This is a genomic window from Iningainema tapete BLCC-T55 (assembly GCF_014698965.1).
GTDB classification, from domain to species: Bacteria; Cyanobacteriota; Cyanobacteriia; order Cyanobacteriales; family Nostocaceae; genus Iningainema; species Iningainema tapete.
The window spans coordinates 115,212-137,957 of sequence record NZ_JACXAE010000057.1 but is presented as its reverse complement, the minus strand read 5'-3'; the positions used below and the strand labels follow the sequence as shown (position 1 = coordinate 137,957).

Here is a 22,746-nt window from a genome sequence, read left to right as displayed (position 1 = left end):
TCAAGGATTACATTCTCAATCTTCACAAGAATGGTTGAATACTATCTCGACTTATTCTTTCACACCAAGAGGACAAACGTTTCAGGAAAAAATTCTCGAATATTTAACCTTTGAAGCTGCTCAAATTCCCGTAGACCAGATTCTACTTGGTACTTCTGATGTCATTGAATCCCTTTTCGGTAAATACAAATTATTTGCAGCTAGACGACCTCTTAAAGATATTGGTACTAGTATTTTAATGATTCCTTTATTTACGCTAAAAATCACAACTAGCCTGGTAAAACAAGCCATGGAATCCATTCGTTTTATCGATGTTGCTTCTTGGTCTCAATCTGTTTTTGATTCTTCTATGCTCTCCCAAAAACGAAGCCTTTCATTGGCGACTACTTCTGACACAGAACCTGCATGAACTCTTTCCCTGACTGTCATCCACAAAATTAACATACTAGACCAAGGCTTATCAAGCGTGACGACCAAGGTAAATATTTTTGGGAGTTACGCTCTTGTAGGTATTGGCGCGAGTTTGAACAGCAAAAAATTATATTAGGGATCTTTATGGATAAGCCTACTTTTGCTTTTGATAGGCAAGGCTTTTTTCACAATAATGCACTTCACATGATTGCTGGGGTAGATGAATATGTTACCGCAATTCTAAATTCTTCTACTGGTTGGTGGTTTCTTAAACAAATTTGTACTGACTTGCAGAATGGTTATTTGCAGGCATACAAAGAAAAACTTGAACAAATTCCTATCCCAAATGCCTCCACTGCTGATCGTCAAGCCATATCTGCTCTAGTTCAAAAATGCCTAGATGCTAAAGGGTAGGGAGTAGCAGACTGGGAAGCGGAAATTGACGACCGAGTTGGGCATGTGTACGGGCTGGCTGCACAGGAAATATTACAGCTTAAAGGTCAGTAGAATGTAAATTAAATAAATAATCAACAAATGCTTGTCAGAGGAATATGAGTACTCAATATATTGAAATACAAAGATTTTATGCAAAATTAGAACAAATGCTAAGGCAAGAAGTTAAAGATTGTTTCCCTTATGACTGGCATGAAGATTATATAACTAGAAGAATTATGTCTGAATATAGGAAAAAGTTTAAAACAATTCAAATGCTGGATGCGTTTTCAACATCTCTAAAAATAGAATCTTCATCGTACAAACTTACTGGTAAGAATGAAAATAAATTTGGTGATATAGCTTTTATAGTTAGAATTCAATATCCCGATAAGTATTTAGAGGGAGTTGCTTTCCTTGAAGCTAAGAAAATACATCAAGTCGAATATTCTTTTGATGCTATTAGAGATGAGCAATTAAAGAGAATAGCTAGCAATGCACCGCATTCATCGTTGCTAATGTATGATCATCGACCGATACATCAATATTTTCCATTTCTTACTGAGTCGATTTTTTCCTTATTGGAACAGTATACGCATACCGCCGTAATTCCTATTAACCTAGTAAATTCGATTAATGAGAAGAATGAAAAACTTTACAGATTTTCACTACCGTTCTCATACCAAATTATATTTAGATATCTGCGAGGACTAGATTTAGAATTTTCTCCAGAGGCGTTAAAAATCGCCAAGGGTTATAACAGGCAACTTGGTACACCTCAATACGTTGTAGTTATATCTGTTGCTTACGGTGAAGTTAATAATCCAGACTTTCAAGAAGTTAATAACAACATTTTTATATCTATCGACTCTATTGATTCTATTGAATTTTAAAATCAATGCCACTACCAGATTATATCGATAACGATCGCCACAAACTTGAAGCTGTCCTCAAAAAGCTAATCCTCAACGACAGCCAAACTGATCTTGATATCGCTACTGGCTTTTTCCGTATCGAAGCTTGGATACGGTTAGAAGAAGCTTTCAACACTCTCACTAACCTACGCTTGCTAATTGGTCGCGATCCTGCTATTAACCCAGCGGAGCGCGATCGCATTGACCTCATTCGCTACTTCCGCCACAATGTCCAAGGACAACTAGAAGGAGAACCTTTTAATTTACAGTACAAACGGCAGATTGACCGCTTAATTGCTTATCTGCAACAAGACCACATTCAGGTTAGGCTTTTTGGTGCAATGAGTGAGAAAACACCTTTCCTCCATGCCAAGGCATATATCTTTGATGACTATAGTATTGTTGGCTCTAGTAACTTCACGCCATCAGGGTTAGATGGAAACACTGAGCTAAATGTGCTGAATAAGCAAACTGCCATTGCTCGTGACCTCCGTACCAACTGGTTTGAGAAGTTCTGGAATCACCCCAGTGTTGACACTGATTACAAAGCCAAGCTAATTGATACTCTTAATGCATCAAAGTTTGGTAGTAAAGCTTACACGCCCTATCAGGTGTTTGTCAAAGCGTTGTATGAACTATTCAAGGATGACACTGGACCAGAAGGAAGCGATCGCACATCCCTAGAACTTGCCAGTTTCCAACAAGAGGGTTTTGAACGGGCTGTGAGACTCTTAGAACGTCACCGAGCTTGTATTATAGCAGATGCCGTCGGTTTAGGCAAGACTTTTATTGGTTTACGACTGCTCGATCATTATTTGATTAAAGACAAACGCCCTGGTTACGTACCGCGTGCCGTAGTTATTTGCCCTGCCCAACTGCGAGAGTTGGTGTGGTTGAAAAAGCTGGATGAGTTTGGCATTAAAGCAGATGTCATCTCCCAGGAAGAAATTAGCCGCAAGCACTTTGATGTCAAGCGGTTTAGTAAATACGACTTGGTGGTAGTGGATGAATCGCACAACTTCCGCAACTGTGCTACCAACCGTTACCGTAACTTACAACGGTTAATTGGCAGTGGTAAACGTAATAAACGAGTTGTGCTGCTAACGGCAACTCCGATTAACAATAGCCTGTACGATTTGTACCATCAGATTTTGCTTCTAACTCGTAACAACGAGGCGTACTATCGTGAGTGGGGTATATCTAATCTCAAAGGCTACTTCCAATCTTTAGTCAAGGGTAGCGTGGAAATCACCGAGTTGCTGCTGCAAACGATGGTAAGGCGAAGTCGTCAGGATGTGATTAAGCGACAACAAGCGGGAGAGCAGATTTTCATTGCAGGTAAGGAAATTCGCTTTCCGAAACGGCAGCTAGAACAATTCACCTACAACTTTGAGGCAAGTTTTGCTGGACTTTATGCAGGGATTGCTAACCAAATTGACCAATTGAATCTAGCACCTTACAATATTAGAGCGTTCAAGAAGAAGAAAAATCAGCTTGATGAAGCTCAGGTGAAGCGGAATGAAGCCCTGGCTGCCTTGATGAAATCTCTGTTCTTAAAGCGTTTGGAAAGTTCACTCATAGCTTTTGAAAATAGTATCTCCTATCAGCAGGAGTTTCAGCAAGAGTTTGATGCTTACCTGCAAGAGGGACGACTATTAGATAGCGCTTCTTTTCGTAAGATTTTGGTAGCAGAAATTGATGAAGAGGAAAATGTTGAAATTAATGAGTTGATTAATTCTTTGGCGGAGATTGACGCTAAAGATTATCAAATCAACCAGATGCGATCGCAAATTGCCGAGGACTGTCGTAAGTACTAGCGCAAAATTATTTATACATTATGATATACTGTTAATTGAAAACAATATCAGAAGGTAAAAGTGTAGCTGTGCGTTTTATTCGAGGATTAAGTCAAGAGACTATAAAGATGCTAACACGGATTTATAAACAAAGTAAGTATCATCAAGTAAGACAAAGAGCGCAGTGTATTAAGTTAAGTTTTGAAGGATATAATATTCAGGAATTAACACAAATATTTAAGGTAACTCGTCTTACCATTTATAATTGGTTTAATGATTGGGAATTTTTTGGATTAGTAGGATTATATGATCAAAAAGGACGAGGCAGAAAATCGCGCATTAAATGAGTCACAGAAAGAACAGATTAGAAAATGGACTTTACAAAACCCCAAAAATTTAGAGCAAGTCAAACAAAATGTTAAATAAGAATGGGGAATTGAGATTAGTATTGATACAATTAAGAGAATATTAAAATCATTAAATATGAGCTGGCGTCGGATAAAAAGAGGAGTAGCCGGACAGCCTGAACCTGAGGAATATCAAGCTAAAAAGCTTGAACTAAAAGATCTGAAAGAACAAGAAGATAGAGGAGAAATAGATTTAAGATATGTTGATGAAGTCGGTTTTTGTTTAACTTCATATGTTCCTTATGCATGGCAAGATAAAGGAGAAACAATTACCGTTAATACCCAGAAAAGTAAACGACTAAATGCTTTAGGGTTTTTAAATAGAAAGAATGACTTAGATGTGTATTTGTTTGAACGAAGTATTAATAGCGATGTCGTCATAGCTTGTATTGATAAATTTTGCGAAAAGTTAAAAAAGAAAACTGTATTAGTTTTAGATAATTCTTCAATTCATACAAGTAATGCATTTAAAGATAAACAAGAAGAATGGGAGAAGAAAGGATTAATTATTTTCTTTTTACCTACCTATTCTCCTGAGTTAAATATTATTGAGATATTATGGCGTTTTATTAAATATAAGTGGCTAGAAATAGATGCATACTCTAGCTGGAAAAGTTTGGTTGAAGCCGTGGAAGATATCTTTCGTAACTTTGGAGATAAATATATAATTAATTTTGCCTAATTACTTACACTAAAAGATATTCTCCAGAAACTGAACCTAATTCGAGAAACCGTAGCAGCTAACCAAGACTATGACTGCAAGCTAGCAGCGTTTAAAGAGCTACTTTTGCGGCTGAAAGGTCAAAAGATTTTAGTATTTAGTTATTTCAAAGATACTGCTGAGTATGTGTATCAGCAACTATTAGCAGATCAAAACTGGTTGGTAAAGATGCAAGTAGATGAGACGCCAATCATTGATTTACTAACAGGGGCGACGCCAAGTAAGCAGCGATTTGAGAAAGTCAAGCGTTTTGCGCCTAAAGCTAATTGCCCTAATGATGAAGAACAATACCAAAACCAGGAAATTGACATTCTCATCTGTACTGATGTACTATCAGAAGGGCAAAACCTCCAAGACGCTGGAGTTTTGGTAAACTATGACCTGCACTGGAACCCAGTCAGAATGATTCAAGGGGCTGGTAGGATTGACCGTCTGGGTACAGATTTTGAGGAACTGTTTATTTATAATTGCTTTCCCGAAGAAGGTTTAGAAACTCTGCTGGGATTGGTGCAAAGGTTGCAACAGCGAATTGCGATGATTGATCGCGAGGTGGGACTTGATGCCAGCGTTTTAGGGGAGACTATTTCAGAGCGTAGTTTGGAGGAATTGCGGCGACTCAAGGAAGCCGATACCGATGCCGAGAAAGCAGAAATTTTAGAGGAGCTAGAGCAGGTAGCAGATTTGGTGTCTCTTGATGAAATGCGCTTTCCCCTACTGGAGTTTATTCAGCAGGTAGGATCGGGCGCGGCTGAGGAAATTCCCTTGGGCATTCATTGCCGAGAACTTAAGTTTCAAGCTAGCGATCGCCTCTTGCGAGAGTATCCTGAAGGTGGAATTTTCCTTGCTTTTCGTGCGCGAGATCGGCACTTTTGGCACTTCTACCCGCGTATCAAAGGGCATATTTCTACAGATCCCTCTAAACTTGTCAGTGAAAAGCGGCAAATTTTTAAGTGGTTGCAATGTAAAGCTGATGACTTCCCACACTCGGATAACCTACCGCCTGCCCAATTTGACAATGCTATTTTTTATGTGCTAGAAGGTGCAGTGCGTAACCTGCTTTCCGATCTCCAGCGGCGACAAGCAGGAGGAAAACTGCGCCCAACTCTATCCAAATTACTGCAAAAAGTGCAAACTGCCTTAACCCAATCTAATTTTCTTACAGAACTAACAAATACAGAAGCCAAAGAGCGCGTGTTGCAAACCATCACAGGAGTTAATCTCCGCACTTATGAGAAAGACATTAAGGCAATTTGGGAAAAGTTTGTTGAGAGTCGCGACTTGGGTTTACTTGTGGCTGACTTGGATGAGTTGTTTGTTGATCAGCAACTCTATGATGAAATTGAGGAGCAACCAGAAGATGTCAATGCACTGTCCATAATTAAAGAAGAAGAGGTGCAGCTAGTTTGTTACCAGTGGTTTAAGCCACGATAGGCTTACGCCCAAAGGGCAGTGGTTGTCGCTCAATCGCACTGCGCATCCTGGTGATAAATATGGAATATAATTTTGCTTATGTCAAAGTCATCAAAAAATGTTATATGCAACCATTTAAGACAAAAATATCAGAGGGTGGCTCAGTTGTAATTCCATCTGAGTATCGCAAACAACTGGGATTGGAAGTAGGCTCAGAAGTTATGATTCAAATAGTAGATGGGGAAATGAGAATTTTTACGCTCGAACAAGCAATCAAACGAGCGCAAGATATAATACGTCAATATGTTCCTGAAGGGCGCTCGCTTAGTAATGAACTGATAGCAGAGCGACGGCAGGAGAATTTGCGTGAGTAATTACGTTGTGGATGCTTCGGCTATTTTGGCACTTTTAAACAATGAACCAGGTAGCGAAATAGTAATAAATGTCCTTACCCAAGCTGTCATCAGTAGTGTCAATTTAAGTGAAGTCGTAGCAAAACTTGCTGATAATGGAATACCTGAGATAGAAGTAAGGGAAATTATCGGTACTCTGGGGTTAGAGATTATTAATTTTGATACTGAAATGTCTTATCGTGCTGGGATGTTACGTACGCTAACGAGACAGGCTGGATTATCATTTGGGGATAGAGCTTGCTTAGCACTGGGTGAATCCTTGGGTTTGCCAATACTAACTACTGATAGAACTTGGGCTAATTTAGAATTGGGGATAAATGTGCAGGTGATTCGTTAAAATCATGACTAATCCACCCATACCAAAGGAACTTCACGAACAGAACCGTTTATCTTGGAACGAGGCTACTATTGCGCACAATAGCCATAAAGGCGATCAGGTGAAGTTTTTTCGCTCTGGAGGTAGTACACTGTTTCCTGAAGAGAAGGAACTACTGGGAGATATTACTGGTTTATCCTTGGTTCACCTCCAATGTAACGCAGGACAAGACACTTTGAGTTTGGCGCAATTGGGAGCTGTTGTCACAGGTGTGGATATTAGTGATGAGGCGATTACTTTCGCCCAGAAACTCTCAACAGAATCTGGCATCAAAGCAACTTTCCACCGTGCAGATGTATATGACTGGCTCTCAATTACAGCCAAGGGAAGCTTTGATGTAGTCTTTTCCTCTTATGGAGCGATTTGCTGGCTATCAAATTTGAGTCTTTGGGCTAAAGGAATAGCTTCAATTCTCAAAACTAGTGGGCGATTAGTTTTAGTAGATTTTCACCCATTCGCCATGATGTTTGATGAAAAGTGGATTCTTAAATTTAAATCAACGTGAGCATTTCCAGATACCCGACTTCTTCAAGAAGTCGGGTATCTAGTTTCTCAGGACTTTTCAAGATGAGCGATCGCGTAGTATTCTAACCACAGAGTATTACATCAAAAACTGTGATGAGCTTATCAACAAAATATCATCGTCGTTCCTTTTTACGCATGACAGCTTTGAGTGCCGCTGCACTAGCGCTTCCGGCTGCATCACAAACTGTTCTTGCCCAAAAAACTCAATTAAATAACGCTACATTCTACCGTTTCCGTCTAGGCGACTTTCAATTAATCTCCATCAGCGATGGAATCCTTACTATACCTGAACCACAAGCATTTGCGGGTACAGCACCACCTCAACAGTTTGCACAAGTCTTGCGTGACAGTTTTCAGCCTAGCAAGAATCTCCCAGTCAACTGTAACATCCTGTATATCAACACCGGACGAAATCAGGCGATAATTGATGCTGGTAGTGGTACACTTACCGCACCTACCGCAGGCAAATTGCTTAGTAATCTCAAGCTTGCAGGTGTGAATCCAGCAGAAATTGACACAGTTATCCTTACACACGCTCACGCCGATCATATAGGTGGTTCAACGGATAAAAATGGAAAATTTTTGTTTCCCAAAGCACGCTATTACATCAACCGTGCTGAACATGATTTTTGGATGAATCCCAAAGTGAGTCTACCCAAATTTCGTGGTGGTGAAAAGATGGCGAAAGAGGGAATTGCGATCGCTAAAAAACAACTGAATTACTTAAGTTCTCGCCTCATCAAGTTTGACGGGGAAAAAGAGATTATACCAGGTATCTTCGCAATTAATACCCCAGGACATACCCCAGGACATGTTGCCATTCGGATTATATCAAAAGATGCGTCACTAATTCACACCGCCGACGTTATTCATCACTTCGCCATCAATCTTGGGCATCCTGAATGGCAACCGATATTTGATGCCGATCCAGATCAAGCAGCATCCACACGCCAACGCTTACTTTCACAAGTGTGGAAAGATCGCAGTTTGATGTTTGCTTATCACTTCCCTTGGCCAGGATTGGGACATATTCGCCAACGCAGTGAAGGAGGATATGCTTGGGAGCCTGAGCCTTGGCAGTTTAATGCTTGATTTATATGTTCAAACCAGTGTTAATAAACAATTAGGGATTAGCAATTAGCAACTCAATCAGAAATTGAAGGTTTTGGAGCAACAATGGATACAAATACATTTGATGATAGCAGCGTATTTGAAGAAGATTATCTTTACTTTTATGAAACCCTGTTGACACCACAACGCAGCCAACACGAAGTAGACTTAATTTGCCGATTGCTAGATTTACAACCAGGGATGAGTATTTTAGACTTAGCTTGTGGGCATGGACGAATAGCTAATCTACTGGCAGCGCGTGGCTATAATGTGACAGGACTTGATGCAACTGCTTTCTTTTTACAAAAAGCCCGTCAAGATGCAGCAAGTAGCGGCGTTAAGGTAGAATATATTCAAGGTGATATGCGTTCCTTGCCTTTTAGCGATCGCTTCAACTGCATCATCATCTGCTTCACAGCCTTTGGTTACTTCAATGACGATGAAAATCGCGCTTGTTTAACCGAAGCATATCGCGCCCTTAAAGTAGGTGGTAAATTGCTAATCGATATTCAAAACCTGAGCCGCATCTTGCAAGAATTTAGCCCTGATGTAGTTACTGAGCGTGACGGCAACTATATGATCGCACGCACTAGCTACGATGCGCTTACCAATCGCACTTATACTGAACGTATTATCATTCGCGATGGAATTGTGCTGCGCGGTAAATATTTTATTCGCAATTTTACCTTTCCCGAAATCCGCGATTGGCTGTTGCAAGCTGGCTTCAGTCAAGTAGAGGGCTACGGATACGATGGTGAGCCGTTCGCACTTGATAGCCACCGAATGATTTTGGTAGCTATCAAGTGAAACTAAGCTTGCGTAAAGAAAGGGCTGAAGCCCTTACTACGAACAAGTTACTCTTGAAAATGAATGACGATTAGCTTAACTCACTCAAATTAATACAAATACATCTGGGTAACGTACTCCATCACCATGCGATTGGTGTTGAATTGTGGCACGATAGTTTTGATAGAAGCTTTGATTATTTGAATCCAACGAAGGGGTAATCCAGAGGCATCACGATCATAAAAGCAAGGGATGATTTCTTGCTCAAGCAGAGTATACATTGCAGAGGCGTCCCGTTGATTCTGCTCTTCCTCATTGTCACTAACTTCACCATCGCCAATTGCCCAACCATTGCATCCCGCTTGGTAAGCCTCTGGCCACCAGCCATCCAGCACGCTGCAATGAAGTCCACCGTTAAGACAAACCTTTTGACCACTAGTACCAGAAGCTTCTTTGGGACGTTGCGGTGTGTTCAGCCACACATCTACCCCCTGCACCAGTTGTGTGGCAATGTCCATATTGTAATTTTCTAAGAAAACTACGCGATTTTGGATATCTGGGTCTTGACTCCACTCGATAATTCTTTGTATAATCTTCTTACTCTCTTCGTCAGCAGGGTGTGCCTTTCCAGCAAAAATAATCTGCACAGGTTTTTGAGCATTAGTAAGAATCCGCTTTGCCCTTTCTACATCATGCATAATCAAATCACCACGTTTGTAGGTGCTGAAGCGTCGGGCAACACCCAGAGTTAAGGCTTCAGGATCAAGAATTTGTGCAGCTTGATGTTTTTGTGGGATGGGCAACATGAGCGTCCCTTGAATGTTTTCAGATCTCAAGATGCCTGCCCCACAAACAAAATTAATCAACCGCGCTTTCAGTTGTTGGTGACGCTGCCAAAGTTCCTCGTCGGGAATTTCATCCACCTTCGCCCATTGAGTATCGGTAATGCGGTCAAGCCAGTTTGCATCTATATATTGAGCATACAAATCTGCCATCTCAGGAGCAACCCAAGTTGGGGCATGAACACCATTAGTAATTGAGCTAATGGGAACTTGTTCAACAGGAAGATGTGGATATAACTTCGACCACATCTGACGGCAAACTTGCCCATTAAGCTTACTCACACCATTAACCGCACGACACAACCGCAATGCCAAAGCTGTCATATTGAAGGTGTCACTATCTTCAGGTGCATGTCCCAATTCTAAAAATGCTTCCTGCGTCAACCCCAACTGAGGATAGTATTGCCCAAAGTAACGCTGCATCAACTCAGGTGAAAAAGTATCATGTCCTGCGGGAACAGGGGTATGGGTAGTAAAAACACAAGCAGGGCGCATCGCTTCGACAGCTTGTGCAAAAGATTTGCCCGTGCTTTCTATTGTCTGACGCGCCAACTCCAATAACGCAAAGGCAGCATGACCTTCATTAAGATGGTATGTATGAGGCTTCAAATTTAGAAGTTGTAATAACCTAACACCACCGATACCCAATATAATTTCTTGAGCAATGCGAGTTTCCTTATCACCACCATATAGACGTGCAGTCAAAGAGCGATCGCTCGTACAATTATCAGCAAGATTCACATCCAAAAAGTAAAGCTTAACTTGCCCCACCCGTGCCAACCAAACCTGAGCTTTCACATTACTTTCCGCGACACCCACTGTAACCGTGAGAACTTCTCCAAGCTCATCCCGACATAATTCCAGTGGCAGTTGGTTAAAATCGTAATCTTGGTAATACTCTTCTTGCCTACCTGCATTCAACCGCTGCGTAAAATAACCTTGAGAGTAAAGCAAACCAATTCCCACCACAGGTAAACCCAAATCTGATGCTGACTTGAGATAATCACCTGCCAAGATACCCAAACCACCAGAGTAAGTAGGCAAACTATCCAGCCCAAACTCAATCGAAAAGTAAGCAATGGGATTAGAGCTAGTAAACTGGGGAAGCTGACTTGCCCAAGTATTATCTTGTTGCTGATTAGGCAGCTTACCAGCTAAAAATGAAGAGTTGCGATCGCTCATTGCTTACTTATAACTCCATTCATTCACTCAGATTAATATTTGTATATTTATATTAAAATCTATCAAAAGTATAATTATTTATGGTATTGAAACTAGAATCACTCTTATTAAAGTTCCAGCAAACCATCAGGTGGAGTAATTTCAATCCGACCATGATCCAAATCTACAACAGGAGCGATCGCCTTGACAAAAGGAATCAAAATAGTCTTAGAAGATTGATGCAACTGCACCTCCAACAAATCATTACCAGCAGAAACCACACTAACCACCTCCCCAACCTTTTCACCAGACTCCTGCATAAAAACCGACAAACCGATCAAATCCAGAACATGATATTCATCATCCCCTAATTGGGGGCGATCGCTCTGAGACACCAACAACTTACAACCACGCAAAGCCTCCGCCTGATTGCGATTTTTAACCCCAGCCAACCTAATCACATACAAATTTTTCCCCTCAACATAACGCCCCCCCAACAACTCCACCAATTGCGGCTCATCCTCACCAGCACACAACAACCAACGCTTACCCGGCACAAGAAACCGCTCCGGGAAATCCGAGTCAGGATAAACCCGAACCTCCCCATCCAAACCTTGAGGCGCAACAATAGTACCAATCTCCAACCAATCATCAGATTTTGGATTTTGGATTTTGGATTTTGGATTTGGAACCTTCTCCATTTCCTTCTTGGCGCCCTTGGCGTCTTGGCGGTTCATTTAAACACCCACAACCTCACGCTGATAAACCCCCTCAACCACCCTTGCCAAACCTTGCATCCCAGTAACAATCTCCTCATCACTACCAGTCAAACTAATACGCAAACACTGCTGCTTATGCTCCCACTCCTCCTGCAAACCAGGGAAGAAAGTACTACCAGGCACAACAATAACACCCACTTGCTTCAGATCCTGGTACAACTCCCAATCAGAAATCGGCAAATCCTGCAACCACAACCAAGCAAAAATCGCCCCTTCACCGCGATGGAGGAACCAAGGTAAATCCTTAGGCATCGCTGCATCTAAAGTACTTTCCAACACCGTAAACTTATTCTGATAAAAAGAGCGAATCACATCAAGAGAAATTTGAGCAAGCGCCCCCGAATTAATAGCACGAGCAGCGATCGCTTGTCCATAACGAGAAGCATGAAGACAAGCATTCGTTTGGAAACACTCCAAAACTTCAATTAACTGTTCATCCCCAATCGCAATCCCGATCCGTTCTCCTGGTAATCCCGCCTTTGATAAACTCATACAATGCAGGATATTATTACCAAATATAGGCGTCATTTGCGTAAAGTTCAACGCTGGGAAAGGAGGACCATAAGCAGAGTCAATCAACACTGGCACATCAAACTGTGCAGCCATAGCAGCAATTTTCTTCACTTCCTCATCAGTAAGGACATTACCAGTAGGGTTACAAGGGCGAGAGAAAATCACGCAACCCGTGTTTTCTGTAATTGACAACTTACTAAAGTCGGGGCGATATTTGAACTTGTGTGCTGCCGCATCAATATCTAGAGTTGGTTTGTAGGCGATTAAAGCTTCTGGAAACAAGCAAACACCACCGTATCCGGTGTAATCTGGACTTAAAGGTAAAACGATTTGCTTGAGATTGCCGCTGTTTGTGTAGCCGCCAAAGGCATTGGCTGCGTAGAAGTACAGCGATTGACTGCCGGGGGTGATGAGGATGTTGCGCTGTGTTAAGTTTAACCCATAGCGCTGATTGAAATCATTGGCGATCGCTTCAATTAATGGTGCGTAGCCCTGACTTGAACCGTAGCGACAAACTACTTCACCATATTCTTGACTATTTAGCAGTTGTGATGTACAATCCCGCCAAAGCTCTTCAACTTCTGGCAGAATCAACGGGTTGCCAGCACTCAAATTAATAAACTGCTGCCCCGCACCAGCTTGTAAAGTTTCGATAATGTCCTTCATAATGGCTCTGACACCAGTCAGGTTGGACATTTGAGCGCCAATTTTAGTCAGGGCAGGGTTCATAGGCTGTGAAAATGGTAATCGAACTAACTATTAACCAATGTAGCGAGAGAATGCCATGATAGCAAAGTAAAACTGTAGTTAATTTACAGAAAACTTACAATTTCATCATCATGAAACAAATAATAACTCAAGTAGACGCTTTTACCAACAAACCTTTCTCAGGCAATCCGGCTGCTGTGTGCGTGTTGACTGAACAGAAGTCGTCCGATTGGATGCTGAATGTAGCACAAGAGATGAATTTATCTGAAACTGCATTTTTGGTCAAGCAGGAGGATGGTTTTAATTTGCGTTGGTTCACACCAGCAGTTGAAGTGCCGTTGTGCGGTCATGCTACTCTAGCTAGTGCGCATGTTTTGTGGACAGAGGGACATTTATCTCCTGAAGAAGTTGCTCGTTTTCATACAAAAAGTGGACTACTGATAGCTAAGAAACAGGGTGAGTGGATTGAACTCGATTTTCCCGTGAATCATTCAGAAGAAACAAATGCACCTGTTGAACTTACTCAAGCTTTGGGTGTTCCCGTGAAAACTGTAATGAAGAATTCCCTGGGTTATCTGGTAGAGGTGGAGTCTGAAGATGTGGTAAGAAAGATTCAGCCCAATTTCCAACAACTACTCGCTTTATCTGAAGTAATTGTGACTAGCTCAACTGCAAAGGGTTCAGAATACGATTTCATCTCACGGTTTTTTGCTCCAGGATTAGGAGTTAATGAAGATCCTGTAACTGGGGCTGCCCACTGTTGCCTTGCTCCTTTTTGGCGCGATCGCTTGGGAAAAGATGAGTTTTTAGCATACCAAGCATCAAGTCGAGGTGGTATAATCAAGGTTCGCTACAATGGAGATGCCCGTGTCTACTTGAGTGGACAAGCAGTTACCGTCCTACAAGGAGAACTGTTAACGGTTAACTGTTAACTGATATTTAAAATCCACCGTGAGATTTTCCCCACTACGTCTGGCTTCCCAAGCACCAGAGTCAGAGCGTTTGATTTGCCATTGCCCTTGCATAAAATTTTCATCTTCTGAAAGTGTGCCTACGTAAGTAATTGGGGCTGGTGAGGTAGTTAAATATGTTTTAACAAAGCTAATCCGACGCCCAATCACCTCACCAGATAGCTGGGCTTCTCCCAAATAACTATCGTCTAAAATGCTACCAGTTAAAGTGTTGCCACTTTGAATCAATGTCACCTCAAACCGAGTAGGTGTATCTCCTTGCCAATAAGTTCCCAGCCAAGTACCACTTACATCCGCCATAAGTTAGATTTTTTCCGCAACTTATTTCTATTGTGCATGAAGTATTAGCAATAATGTCGATCGTCGTCAATATTTCTGTGCAGTAAGTCACAATATTAGTAGGCAGTTATGGGAGGCGCTACCATGTCTCGTCTCAATCAAATTATTCAAAACTCTTTTCTTCGGCTTCAAGGCTTTTTCTCTGTTATATTTCGACAGATTTCTAGCTTTTTCGGAAATGTCTTTGGTTTATTTGCCAAGCTTTTCGGATTTTCCACATCAGAATACTATTTGGAATCAGAGCAAGCACAGACTATCAAACGCGCACAAGCTCAGCTAAATGAAACTGAGTCTGTGAATCCTGAAGTCTCTACTACTACTCGTCGTCGTCCTAAAATCAAGACGGATGATTACTACCTCAACATGGCGAAAGATGTGAAAAAGGGTTAGGAAGAGAGGGTGTGGGGTTTGGGGTTTAGGGTGTGGTGAAGAAATTTATTCCCTATACCCTACACCCTACCCCCTCTTTTTAAATCTTTCGCATATTTTTACTAATAGGGTCAAAACCTCTGGAAAAGCGGGTGCTATCATCGTAGCAAGCTCCACTTAGGTCTGCTCCGAAGAGCTTGGTATAATTAAGCTTGGCTCCCCGGAGATTGGCTTCTTGTAAATTTGCACCGCTGAGGTTGGCTCGCGTCAAGTTGGCGTGAGCTAAGTTCGCTCCACCTAAGTTAGCTCCCCAGAGTTTGGCTTTGGCTAGATTAGCTGCAGTTAAGTCGGCGGCAAATAAATTGATTCCAACTAAGTTGGCTCCAATCAACCTGACTCTACTTAATTTCGCTGTAGCAAAATCTCTTTCTCCTGCATTATAACGTCGTTTTAATTCGTCACTGTCCATACTTGGCTTGCCTTCTTTAGCAACTCAGAAGTTATCTGCTCCCATTCTCGATCTAAACTGCCTGCAAATTCTGGCTGCCCGCTACGTCTGTACCAGTAACGGGCATTGCTCAAATCGCCCTCTTTACGGTGCAGGTAGGCGTGAACCCATGCACTATCAGCATCACTGGCATCTTGAACTGTTTCATGTGCTGCATCCCACAAGCCTTGTTTGTCATACCACAAGCCTTGCAGTTGTATTGGCAGTGACTGAGGGCATTTATGCTGTTTTTCTATTAATTGCTTAAATTCTTCTAAAGTCATAATTTGTATTTGAAAATTTTCATGTAGAGACACGAAATACGAAGTCTCTACTTCTAGGATACTTAATCTGGAACTCGTGAGAAACAAGATCCCCGACAACTTTTACGAAGTCGGGGATCTCAATCAGAGCAATGGGATTGCTATATTTATTGAATACGCACTCATAGGGAGGAAAATCAATGACTAAAGACAATCTGCTTTCCCGAATTTCTATCGATCCAAATATCTGTTTCGGCAAACCTTGTATTAAAGGACATCGGATTTGGGTATCTCTGATACTAGACATCTTAGCTGGTGGCGCAACAATTGAGGAAATTTTGGAGGAGTATCCTGGTTTGGAAAAAGAGGACATTCTGGCTTGTATCGCCTACGGTGCTGAAATGAGCAGAGATCGCTTTGTTGAAATTCCAATTGGAACTCACAAGGAAACAAGTAAGTGAATATCAAACTTGATGAAAATCTTGGCAGTCTTCGGGTTGCTACATGGTTACGCATGGCAGGACATGATGTTACCACAGTACGAGAACAGGGTTTGATTTCAGCACCAGATGAGGAATTAATTGATGTTTGTCGCAGCGAAGATAGATGTTTAGTTACCGCAGACAGGGGTTTTGGCAATCGCATTCGGTATAATCCTGCTGAATATGCAGAAATAGTGGTGATTCGTCTGCCATCCCACGCTACTTTTCCAGACTGGCGCGAAGCTATAGAAACATTAATCCTGTGGTTGGAACAAGCAGAAGTTACAGGTAAGTTGTGGATGATCCAAAAAGGAACAATTCGAGAGTATCAACCAATTGAAGAAGAGGAAACAGATTTATGAGCTAAATGCCCTCTACTGGGATATTGGACGGATAATTGTCAACCGACAGCAGGGAGCTAGCTGGGGTAAATCAGTGGTGGAACAGTTAGCAAAGGACTTGCAAGCAGAGTTTCCAGGAATTAGCGGGTTTTCTGCCCGTAATATTTGGAATATGCGCAGTTTTTATGTTGCTTACAGCCAGAACGAAAAACTGCAACCAATGGTTGCAGAAATTGGTTGGACTCACAATTTCCCGCTCCAGAGCAAGTTGCTAAACTGTTAGAAGGAGTGGAATGAAAATTGGGAAGTAGACAATGGTTAATAAGGATACTGAAATGAATACACCAACAATTGTAGAACTCAGGGAACTTGCTCAACAACTACCTGATAAAATTCCTTATCTAAAAATGTTGGTTCTGTTTGGTTCTAGAGCTACTGGGAAAACTCATGCAAATAGTGACTGGGATTTTGCTGCATTTTACGATCAAGAAATACGTAATACTTCTATTAGAGATAATGCTTGGGGTTTGTTTGAAGCACCTCTAATTCTTGGTGAAATTTTTGGAATAAACCATGACAAAATTGATGTTGTAGAACTTAATCATTGTTCTCCACTATTGGCGCATTTTGTTGCCCGTGACGGAAAAGTGTTATACGAGCAGGAAATAGGAGAATTTGATAAGTTTCGACATCGGGTATTACTTAGCGATGTAGAAATAAAAAAGATAGAGCAGGCTAAGCGGCAAAATATTGAGCATTTTTTGCAAAGGTGGGGTGTATGACAGCTATCGATTCTGTAGTTATCGCAACTAGACTTGAATTAATTACTCGCTATCTTGAAAGTCTTAAAAGATTTGAGGCGATTACAATAGATGACTACCTAAATGACTTCGATAAGCAATTAATTGTAGAAAGACTATTGCAATTAATGATTCAGGCAGCAATAGATATTAACGAACATATACTGTCAAGTTTACTTCAAGGAAATTCAGCAACTAACTTTGAGGCATTTATTGAACTTGGCAGATGTGGCATCATTACTCCTGAATTAGCAAGACAATTGGCACAGTCAGCCGGATTAAGAAATCGCCTTGTCCATGAATATGACGACCTTGACCCTAACCAAGTTTTTAAGGCAATTAATTTTGCTTTAAGGCAATATCCCTTTTATGTACAACAAATCAACACTTATTTACGTTCGTTTTAAATGGACAATGGGTAGAAAAATTCAGGCGATCGCCCCACATCACCCATTCACTCTTTAGTTTCGATATCGTAAAAATCGCATAGGGTGCGTAGCTTTTGCTGTATGCGTTGACGCAGGTTATCAGGTGCAACAATCACGCATTCATCCCAATAGCGCAAGACTTCTCTAATTAACCAAAAATGATTTACGACTTTGCGCTCCACCTGTCGCACGTCTCCGACAATTTTATCGTCTATGTCTTCTTCAGGTCTACGCTTGTAGGATTTTTTCAGCCATCCCCGAAAGTGTAAGTACACTTTGAGATGATCTAGTTCACCTCGCCAATTACCACTGGTTGGGATAACTGACTGAATGCCGTTAAAAACCAAGCAACGGTTATGCCATAGTTCTGGTATATCTGGGATGTCATTTTCTACGTCTTGAGTTTCTTCGCACCAGATCATCAGATAGAAGCGGTTGTCGAAGAAGCGAACTTCAGCATAACGAACTGTATAATCTAAATCCTCTCCTTGTGAGTTGTGGTAGAGAAGATGGAATGGTTGCTGTTGTTTAACTAGCTCTTCAATTTGATTCCGCCATAGTTGGGTGGGTTGATTGAGTTGTTTCATCAGGGATTGACGTAAAGGAGCTTCCAGGTTGCTTCTGTCAAGCAAAAGTGCAAGTACAGTTTGTGCTTCCCCCACACGACCTGCATCATTTAAAGCTTTGATGGCTTGCTGCAAGGCATTGACTTGATTGGAGTCAAGGGTAAATGGCTTTCCAACTTCTACAGATTGTTGGGCGATCGCCACAATTAACCCAGAAATACTGGGTTCTTTGCCCCAAAGGATGTTTAAGCGACGAGCGATCGCCTCTAGTTGCTCTTTCGTCCCTGGTGGAATTGACAGTGTAATTGTTTCTTTTTTTCGTGTCATCACTTTTTTCTAATTACACTATTGACATTATCCGTTTTTAACCGTTATTGTAATTGTATCAAAGTTAAATAGGAGAATATAGACTAAAAGTATCATTGTATTTGCTCAAAAAACACTAAAAAAGCCAGCGTCTAAGTCTGGCTGGCAATCCCTGATAGGGATTCAAAAAAGTTGTGCTATTAACTTAAGCGCTCCATTTACACATTTTCAATCCCTGATAGGGATGGAATTAGAGTGTATTTTTACTGGAGCCTATACAGCATACAGTTTTTGAAATACTTTGAATAGTCTTTGTGCTATAAACTTAGCATCCATTGACACAGACGATTAAATTATTGTAGATTGGAAAGCGAACTAGACAAGCGCCCAGTCCGCCTATGTTCTCGCAATTCATAGGATAGCGCATGGCTTGTCTGGTTGTACACCCTTTGGACACAATTGCCATGAATGATAACCTTCCAGACCGTTTACTCCGACTCATGTCGGATGGATGCTGGCACTCTTCCAAGGAACTGGTAGAGAAAGTTAGTCACAGGTTCTCCGCAACTATACATATCTTGAAGAAGCAGGGTTACAAGTTCGATAAACGCCGAATTGAAGGTCAGCAACACGAGTATCGACTAATGATTTAGTCAAAACTACTCTCTTAAAGAGCATTGCTTTGATGTGGGGGGATAGTATCTACTTCTCCCACTTACTTAAACTTGAAAATTACACACACAATGAATATAGGCAGCGTTCAAATATGCATTCTCTTGAGCGCTTTAGTTGCTGATGTTGTCTCCACTCAGAAGTCAGCACTAATTGCAGTACTAGCGAATATGCCGGATATAATGGCGATCGCACCGTCGTTCAACTCTCCCAGGCTCATGCGAGAGTTAACGTTGGCAAAGCAAAATGAAATAACAGACGCATCTCTACAACTGGACTTTGAACAAAACCAAGTCATATATCAGGGTCAAACAATCGGTAGAATTCAAATTCTCTATAAATACCCATTACCTGGTGAGTTGCAAGCAAGATTAGCAATTGAGAGTGCAATAGATAGATTTTTGGAGTATTTGCAAAAGCAATACCAAATCGTCGTACTCGATGAGAGCGATCGCCATGTAAAAGTTTTCATTCCCAATCAGCAAATACAAAACTTCACAGAATGGGAAGAGTTTCTTAAAAAAGTTGCCTTCTCTGCTTACGGCTATACTAAGCATCAGTTACCAGGCTTAGTTCAGACTTTCATCGTGATGCTGAATGCTATTACTTTATCAGGAAGAGGATTCAGCACTTTGGATGTGCCAATTCTGACTCAAGAGCAATCCAATGTATTAGCTGCCTGGTATTATGCAGTTATTCGGGATGTTAGAAAACGTCAGGTAGTTCGTCAGCAGCAGATTAATGACTTAGAAAAAGACCTTGCTAACCTCGACCTCAACGAGAAGGAACGCAAATCCAAAGCAAAAGATTTGCAGGATAAGCAGGCAATGCAGGCAAAGGAAGCTCAGAAATACGTTGAGTATTTTCACAAGTCCTTTGGCAAAAATTTAGAAGAACAAAATACTGTGTGGCAAGAGCTAAAACAACTTGAATCTAAGTTGGCAAAGCAAAATTTGACTAAATCTGACCAACGAAAATTACAAAAGCAGCAAGAGAAGCTGAGGGAAAAGTTAGTTTTTTCTCAAGAGTCTATTCAGCAGAAGCAGGATTTATTCAATGAATCTAAAGGCGATCCATTTGAGTTTGTTCAGCTAGACGAGCAGAATAATCCAGAGAATTTCAAGGATATTCGTGCGCTCGCCAAGAACTTTACCAAAATGGCAACCGATCAAATTAACTCAACTCGTGGTGATATTTTTACGCAATGCATTACCGAGATGTATCGCCTTTTGGAAACTAAACCAAGTGATCCATTGCCTCAACCATTACTTACTGAGCAACCTGTTTTGCCAGAGGTGCGATCGCCAGGAGACGACAGCAAAGAATTTTGCTACTCCTGCGGGGTTGCGCTTGACCCCAAAACAGCACGATGGCAAGTCTTAAGATTCATGTTTGAGAAACCTTCCCAACGTCGCCAGTCAGCTTCGAGTGAAGGTAGACCTCATATCTGTGCTTCCTGTTCAGCATTAGCCTTTGCTTCTCCGCTCAAAGTAACAGATGAAAGCGTTATTCTGCGGCTTGAACCTGCTGACAGTAGCACTGTTTCTGAACTAAAAATCAAAGACTACATCAGAATGCTGACGAATAAACAGATGCATTTGAGTGCAGGTCGCTATTTAATTTTGACTTCAGACCGGACAAACAAAGGAGAATTAGCATCTCAGAAGCTGGGTCAAGTACAGTATGCCATTGCTAAAGCAGCCTCTCTTTTTCCTGTTGAAGTTTTAGCAGATTTTCTATTTTCGTTAATTACTCAGGGCAGTCAGCCGATACATATACAAAGTAGGCATCTAATTTTCATCAAAGGGTTGATGGACAGTTATAATCAGTCAATCATTAATGCTGGCAAAGAAATCAATATGACTTTAGGAGACGCAGTGCGTTATGTACAGCAGGATTTACCTTATCTAGCAGACTATACTCTAACAAAAGTTGCCCAGTTCTCAGACGAATTTAAATTAGAACAAGTTCGTGAGCGATACTGGCGAGCGATACAAAAGGATTTAGACGCAAAAGGAGTTTCTATGGGTTCAGATAACCAATTATCAAAACGAGCTAGGTTATACAGAGATGTTGCTGCATTAACTGGCTTGACCTATGCATTTGCTCAGTCTTTAGAGAGTACAGCAAAAAAGGCTATGAAGCAAGAAGATGTTGAGCGAGAGGTGAGCAAGTTGATTGAAAAGGTTGATGATGCTGTTGCATTTTGCTATTACGCTACCCTTGGAGATGAAACAAAAAAGAGTGTTCAAGCTCGGTTATACCAACATCCTGATAACTACTTTATTTATGAGCAAGTTAAAAAGCTAATGGAGACTTTGAGCATTTCTAACAGACAAGAGCAAGATGAGGCAGGAAAAATTTATCTGACTCTATATGCTGATGATGTTTTAAGAGCTTATACTTACTTTGCTGAAGGTAATTATATTCAACCAAAAGATTGGAACGAGTTGACCTATCAACTCAAACTTTCTCTCTACACTCGTTTTCCTGAACTGGTTCGCAAGCTGAAATCTACAAGTGAGAAATAACTATGGCAACTGGACTTCCTAAAACTGATGATAAGCATCCACGTCTACACTTTGATATTTACGCAATTTTGGAAGGCTCTCAAGAACTTTACTTGGGTCACGAAGTACAGGTGAATGTTAACTTGGTTGAGTCGGTCAAACTAACGACGAAGGATGGGCGATCGCTAGAAAAATGTTACATCTCTCCAACAAAACGACGTGGAGTCGAACGACGCAGTTTGATCTGGGCACCTGTCAAAAACGGAGAACTGCTGGGAGACAAGCTAAAGTGCGGCATTCCTGAAACCTGCGCTTTGCCAAACTGTCCGATTTGCGCTCCCTATGGTGGTTTGATAGCTGGGAAAAAGACTTTAATTGGTCGCGTGACACACGGCGGCGGCGTGGCGGTGCAGGATATTTATCCAGTGGAAAAGCAACGAGCTATGCATCCTGCACGCATTGTCAACCAGAAAGAAGAAACCCCGATTCCGTTTAAGCGCGAGTATAACCAGCCAGGAATTCTCTACCCTGTCTCTACCCATGCGCTCAGTGTCACCGACGCAGAGTTTGCTTCTGTTGGTTACGCTTTTCTAGATTCCTTGCCTCGCATTGGTTCTGGGAATCCGAAGGGGATTGCGATCGCTGAAACCGCTGACCAAATGCCTCTTCTAGTTGTAGATCGCTACCTTGTTCCCAAAGGCAAGCGCCCAGTTATTTCTCCATCAATTACCAATCCTCAAGAGGCTATTAGTGACTTCCTTCGCCTTGCCAAAACTCCAGAAGCAAACACTAATCACATTCAACTTACGCACTTTGAGCGCTGGATAGGGGATGTTGCTTTGGAAAAATTACAAGAGTATTCCAGCCAGTTCGTAGACACTGTTTTACAAGCATGAATTATGTACTGT

The 22,746-nt window shown here is 41.4% G+C and carries 25 protein-coding genes and 3 pseudogenes; 21 read left to right on the top strand and 7 right to left on the bottom strand.

Annotated features, from left to right (window positions below; all coding sequences use genetic code 11):
* The 11 genes and pseudogenes from ICL16_RS16890 to ICL16_RS16840 form a co-directional block, all read left to right on the top strand.
* Positions 1–409: pseudogene (locus ICL16_RS16890) on the top strand (hypothetical protein); the annotation flags it as partial.
* Between the two features lie 50 nt (positions 410–459).
* Positions 460–825 (top strand): TaqI-like C-terminal specificity domain-containing protein, encoded by a 366-nt coding sequence (locus ICL16_RS16885; protein WP_337907041.1) that lies wholly within the window; start codon positions 460–462, stop codon positions 823–825.
* A gap of 137 nt (positions 826–962) precedes the next feature.
* Entirely contained in the window at positions 963–1,736 is a 774-nt protein-coding gene (locus ICL16_RS16880) for a hypothetical protein (RefSeq protein ID WP_190829795.1), read from the top strand.
* A gap of 5 nt (positions 1,737–1,741) precedes the next feature.
* On the top strand, positions 1,742–3,574 hold the full coding sequence (locus tag ICL16_RS16875) for an SNF2-related protein (RefSeq protein ID WP_190829793.1): 1,833 nt from the start codon (positions 1,742–1,744) through the stop codon (positions 3,572–3,574).
* A 107-nt stretch (positions 3,575–3,681) separates the two neighbouring features.
* Positions 3,682–4,642 (top strand): annotated as a pseudogene (locus tag ICL16_RS16870) (IS630 family transposase).
* A gap of 18 nt (positions 4,643–4,660) precedes the next feature.
* Complete coding sequence (locus ICL16_RS16865) at positions 4,661–6,112, top strand: C-terminal helicase domain-containing protein (RefSeq protein ID WP_337907040.1); 1,452 nt, start codon at positions 4,661–4,663, stop codon at positions 6,110–6,112.
* Positions 6,113–6,171: 59 nt separating this feature from the next.
* The gene (locus tag ICL16_RS16860) at positions 6,172–6,465 is read left to right on the top strand and encodes an AbrB/MazE/SpoVT family DNA-binding domain-containing protein (RefSeq protein ID WP_238360805.1); all 294 of its coding nucleotides are present in this window, start codon (positions 6,172–6,174) and stop codon (positions 6,463–6,465) included.
* Positions 6,458–6,841 carry a PIN domain-containing protein gene (locus ICL16_RS16855; protein ID WP_190829788.1) on the top strand — a complete coding sequence of 128 codons (384 nt, stop codon included), beginning with the start codon at positions 6,458–6,460 and terminating at the stop codon, positions 6,839–6,841. The genes ICL16_RS16860 and ICL16_RS16855 overlap by 8 nt, the downstream gene beginning before the upstream one ends.
* A 4-nt stretch (positions 6,842–6,845) precedes the next feature.
* A complete protein-coding gene (locus ICL16_RS16850) occupies positions 6,846–7,385 on the top strand; it encodes a class I SAM-dependent methyltransferase (protein WP_202895590.1) in 540 nt (179 codons plus the stop codon).
* Positions 7,386–7,498: 113 nt separating this feature from the next.
* On the top strand, positions 7,499–8,497 hold the full coding sequence (locus tag ICL16_RS16845) for an MBL fold metallo-hydrolase (RefSeq protein WP_190829786.1): 999 nt from the start codon (positions 7,499–7,501) through the stop codon (positions 8,495–8,497).
* Between the two features lie 84 nt (positions 8,498–8,581).
* Positions 8,582–9,322, top strand: a complete 741-nt coding sequence (locus ICL16_RS16840) for a class I SAM-dependent methyltransferase (protein ID WP_190829785.1) — start codon at positions 8,582–8,584, stop codon at positions 9,320–9,322.
* Between the two features lie 89 nt (positions 9,323–9,411).
* Here ICL16_RS16840 and glgP read toward each other — a convergent pair whose 3' ends face one another.
* The 3 genes from glgP to ICL16_RS16825 form a co-directional block, all read right to left on the bottom strand.
* Positions 9,412–11,325 (bottom strand): alpha-glucan family phosphorylase, encoded by a 1,914-nt coding sequence (gene glgP / locus ICL16_RS16835; protein WP_190829783.1) that lies wholly within the window; start codon positions 11,323–11,325, stop codon positions 9,412–9,414.
* 107 nt (positions 11,326–11,432) lie between these two features.
* The gene (gene rimM, locus ICL16_RS16830) at positions 11,433–12,041 is read right to left on the bottom strand and encodes a ribosome maturation factor RimM (protein ID WP_190829781.1); all 609 of its coding nucleotides are present in this window, start codon (positions 12,039–12,041) and stop codon (positions 11,433–11,435) included.
* Positions 12,042–13,325 (bottom strand): valine--pyruvate transaminase, encoded by a 1,284-nt coding sequence (locus tag ICL16_RS16825; protein WP_190829779.1) that lies wholly within the window; start codon positions 13,323–13,325, stop codon positions 12,042–12,044. It lies immediately after the preceding gene.
* Between the two features lie 110 nt (positions 13,326–13,435).
* Between ICL16_RS16825 and ICL16_RS16820 the strand changes: the two genes are divergently transcribed.
* Positions 13,436–14,236: a PhzF family phenazine biosynthesis protein gene (locus ICL16_RS16820; RefSeq protein WP_190829777.1), complete on the top strand. Its 801-nt coding sequence runs from the start codon at positions 13,436–13,438 to the stop codon at positions 14,234–14,236.
* On the opposite strand, the gene ICL16_RS16815 is transcribed toward ICL16_RS16820, so the two are convergent.
* Positions 14,219–14,575, bottom strand: a complete 357-nt coding sequence (locus ICL16_RS16815) for a hypothetical protein (RefSeq protein WP_190829775.1) — start codon at positions 14,573–14,575, stop codon at positions 14,219–14,221. The genes ICL16_RS16820 and ICL16_RS16815 overlap by 18 nt on opposite strands.
* Before the next feature lie 123 nt (positions 14,576–14,698).
* Between ICL16_RS16815 and ICL16_RS16810 the strand changes: the two genes are divergently transcribed.
* On the top strand, positions 14,699–15,004 hold the full coding sequence (locus ICL16_RS16810) for a threonine dehydratase (RefSeq protein WP_190829773.1): 306 nt from the start codon (positions 14,699–14,701) through the stop codon (positions 15,002–15,004).
* A 79-nt stretch (positions 15,005–15,083) separates the two neighbouring features.
* Here ICL16_RS16810 and ICL16_RS16805 read toward each other — a convergent pair whose 3' ends face one another.
* Together ICL16_RS16805 and ICL16_RS16800 are read right to left on the bottom strand one after the other, a co-directional pair.
* Positions 15,084–15,452, bottom strand: a complete 369-nt coding sequence (locus tag ICL16_RS16805) for a pentapeptide repeat-containing protein (protein ID WP_190829771.1) — start codon at positions 15,450–15,452, stop codon at positions 15,084–15,086.
* A complete protein-coding gene (locus tag ICL16_RS16800) occupies positions 15,434–15,754 on the bottom strand; it encodes a hypothetical protein (protein WP_190829769.1) in 321 nt (106 codons plus the stop codon). The genes ICL16_RS16805 and ICL16_RS16800 overlap by 19 nt, the downstream gene beginning before the upstream one ends.
* 179 nt (positions 15,755–15,933) lie before the next feature.
* Between ICL16_RS16800 and ICL16_RS16795 the strand changes: the two genes are divergently transcribed.
* The 5 genes and pseudogenes from ICL16_RS16795 to hepT all read left to right on the top strand — a co-directional run bounded on the left by ICL16_RS16795 (position 15,934) and on the right by hepT (position 17,763).
* A complete protein-coding gene (locus tag ICL16_RS16795; RefSeq protein ID WP_190829767.1) occupies positions 15,934–16,194 on the top strand; it encodes a DUF433 domain-containing protein in 261 nt (86 codons plus the stop codon).
* On the top strand, positions 16,191–16,577 hold the full coding sequence (locus tag ICL16_RS16790) for a DUF5615 family PIN-like protein (RefSeq protein ID WP_190829765.1): 387 nt from the start codon (positions 16,191–16,193) through the stop codon (positions 16,575–16,577). The genes ICL16_RS16795 and ICL16_RS16790 overlap by 4 nt, the downstream gene beginning before the upstream one ends.
* Positions 16,543–16,824, top strand: a pseudogene (locus ICL16_RS16785) (DUF1016 N-terminal domain-containing protein); the annotation flags it as partial. The gene ICL16_RS16790 and the pseudogene ICL16_RS16785, both read left to right, overlap by 35 nt.
* 67 nt (positions 16,825–16,891) lie before the next feature.
* Positions 16,892–17,338: a type VII toxin-antitoxin system MntA family adenylyltransferase antitoxin gene (gene mntA / locus ICL16_RS16780; protein WP_190829763.1), complete on the top strand. Its 447-nt coding sequence runs from the start codon at positions 16,892–16,894 to the stop codon at positions 17,336–17,338.
* A complete protein-coding gene (gene hepT / locus ICL16_RS16775; protein ID WP_190829761.1) occupies positions 17,335–17,763 on the top strand; it encodes a type VII toxin-antitoxin system HepT family RNase toxin in 429 nt (142 codons plus the stop codon). Before mntA ends, hepT begins: the two co-directional genes overlap by 4 nt.
* Positions 17,764–17,810: 47 nt before the next feature.
* On the opposite strand, the gene ICL16_RS16770 is transcribed toward hepT, so the two are convergent.
* The gene (locus ICL16_RS16770) at positions 17,811–18,677 is read right to left on the bottom strand and encodes a helix-turn-helix transcriptional regulator (protein WP_190829759.1); all 867 of its coding nucleotides are present in this window, start codon (positions 18,675–18,677) and stop codon (positions 17,811–17,813) included.
* Positions 18,678–19,120: 443 nt separating this feature from the next.
* Between ICL16_RS16770 and ICL16_RS16765 the strand changes: the two genes are divergently transcribed.
* From ICL16_RS16765 to ICL16_RS16755, 3 genes are all read left to right on the top strand, one after another.
* A complete protein-coding gene (locus ICL16_RS16765) occupies positions 19,121–19,309 on the top strand; it encodes a hypothetical protein (protein ID WP_190829757.1) in 189 nt (62 codons plus the stop codon).
* A gap of 90 nt (positions 19,310–19,399) precedes the next feature.
* Entirely contained in the window at positions 19,400–21,859 is a 2,460-nt protein-coding gene (locus ICL16_RS16760) for a BAR domain-containing protein (RefSeq protein WP_190829754.1), read from the top strand.
* 2 nt (positions 21,860–21,861) lie between these two features.
* Positions 21,862–22,734 (top strand): hypothetical protein, encoded by an 873-nt coding sequence (locus tag ICL16_RS16755; protein ID WP_190829753.1) that lies wholly within the window; start codon positions 21,862–21,864, stop codon positions 22,732–22,734.
* Positions 22,735–22,746 lie beyond the last annotated feature (12 nt).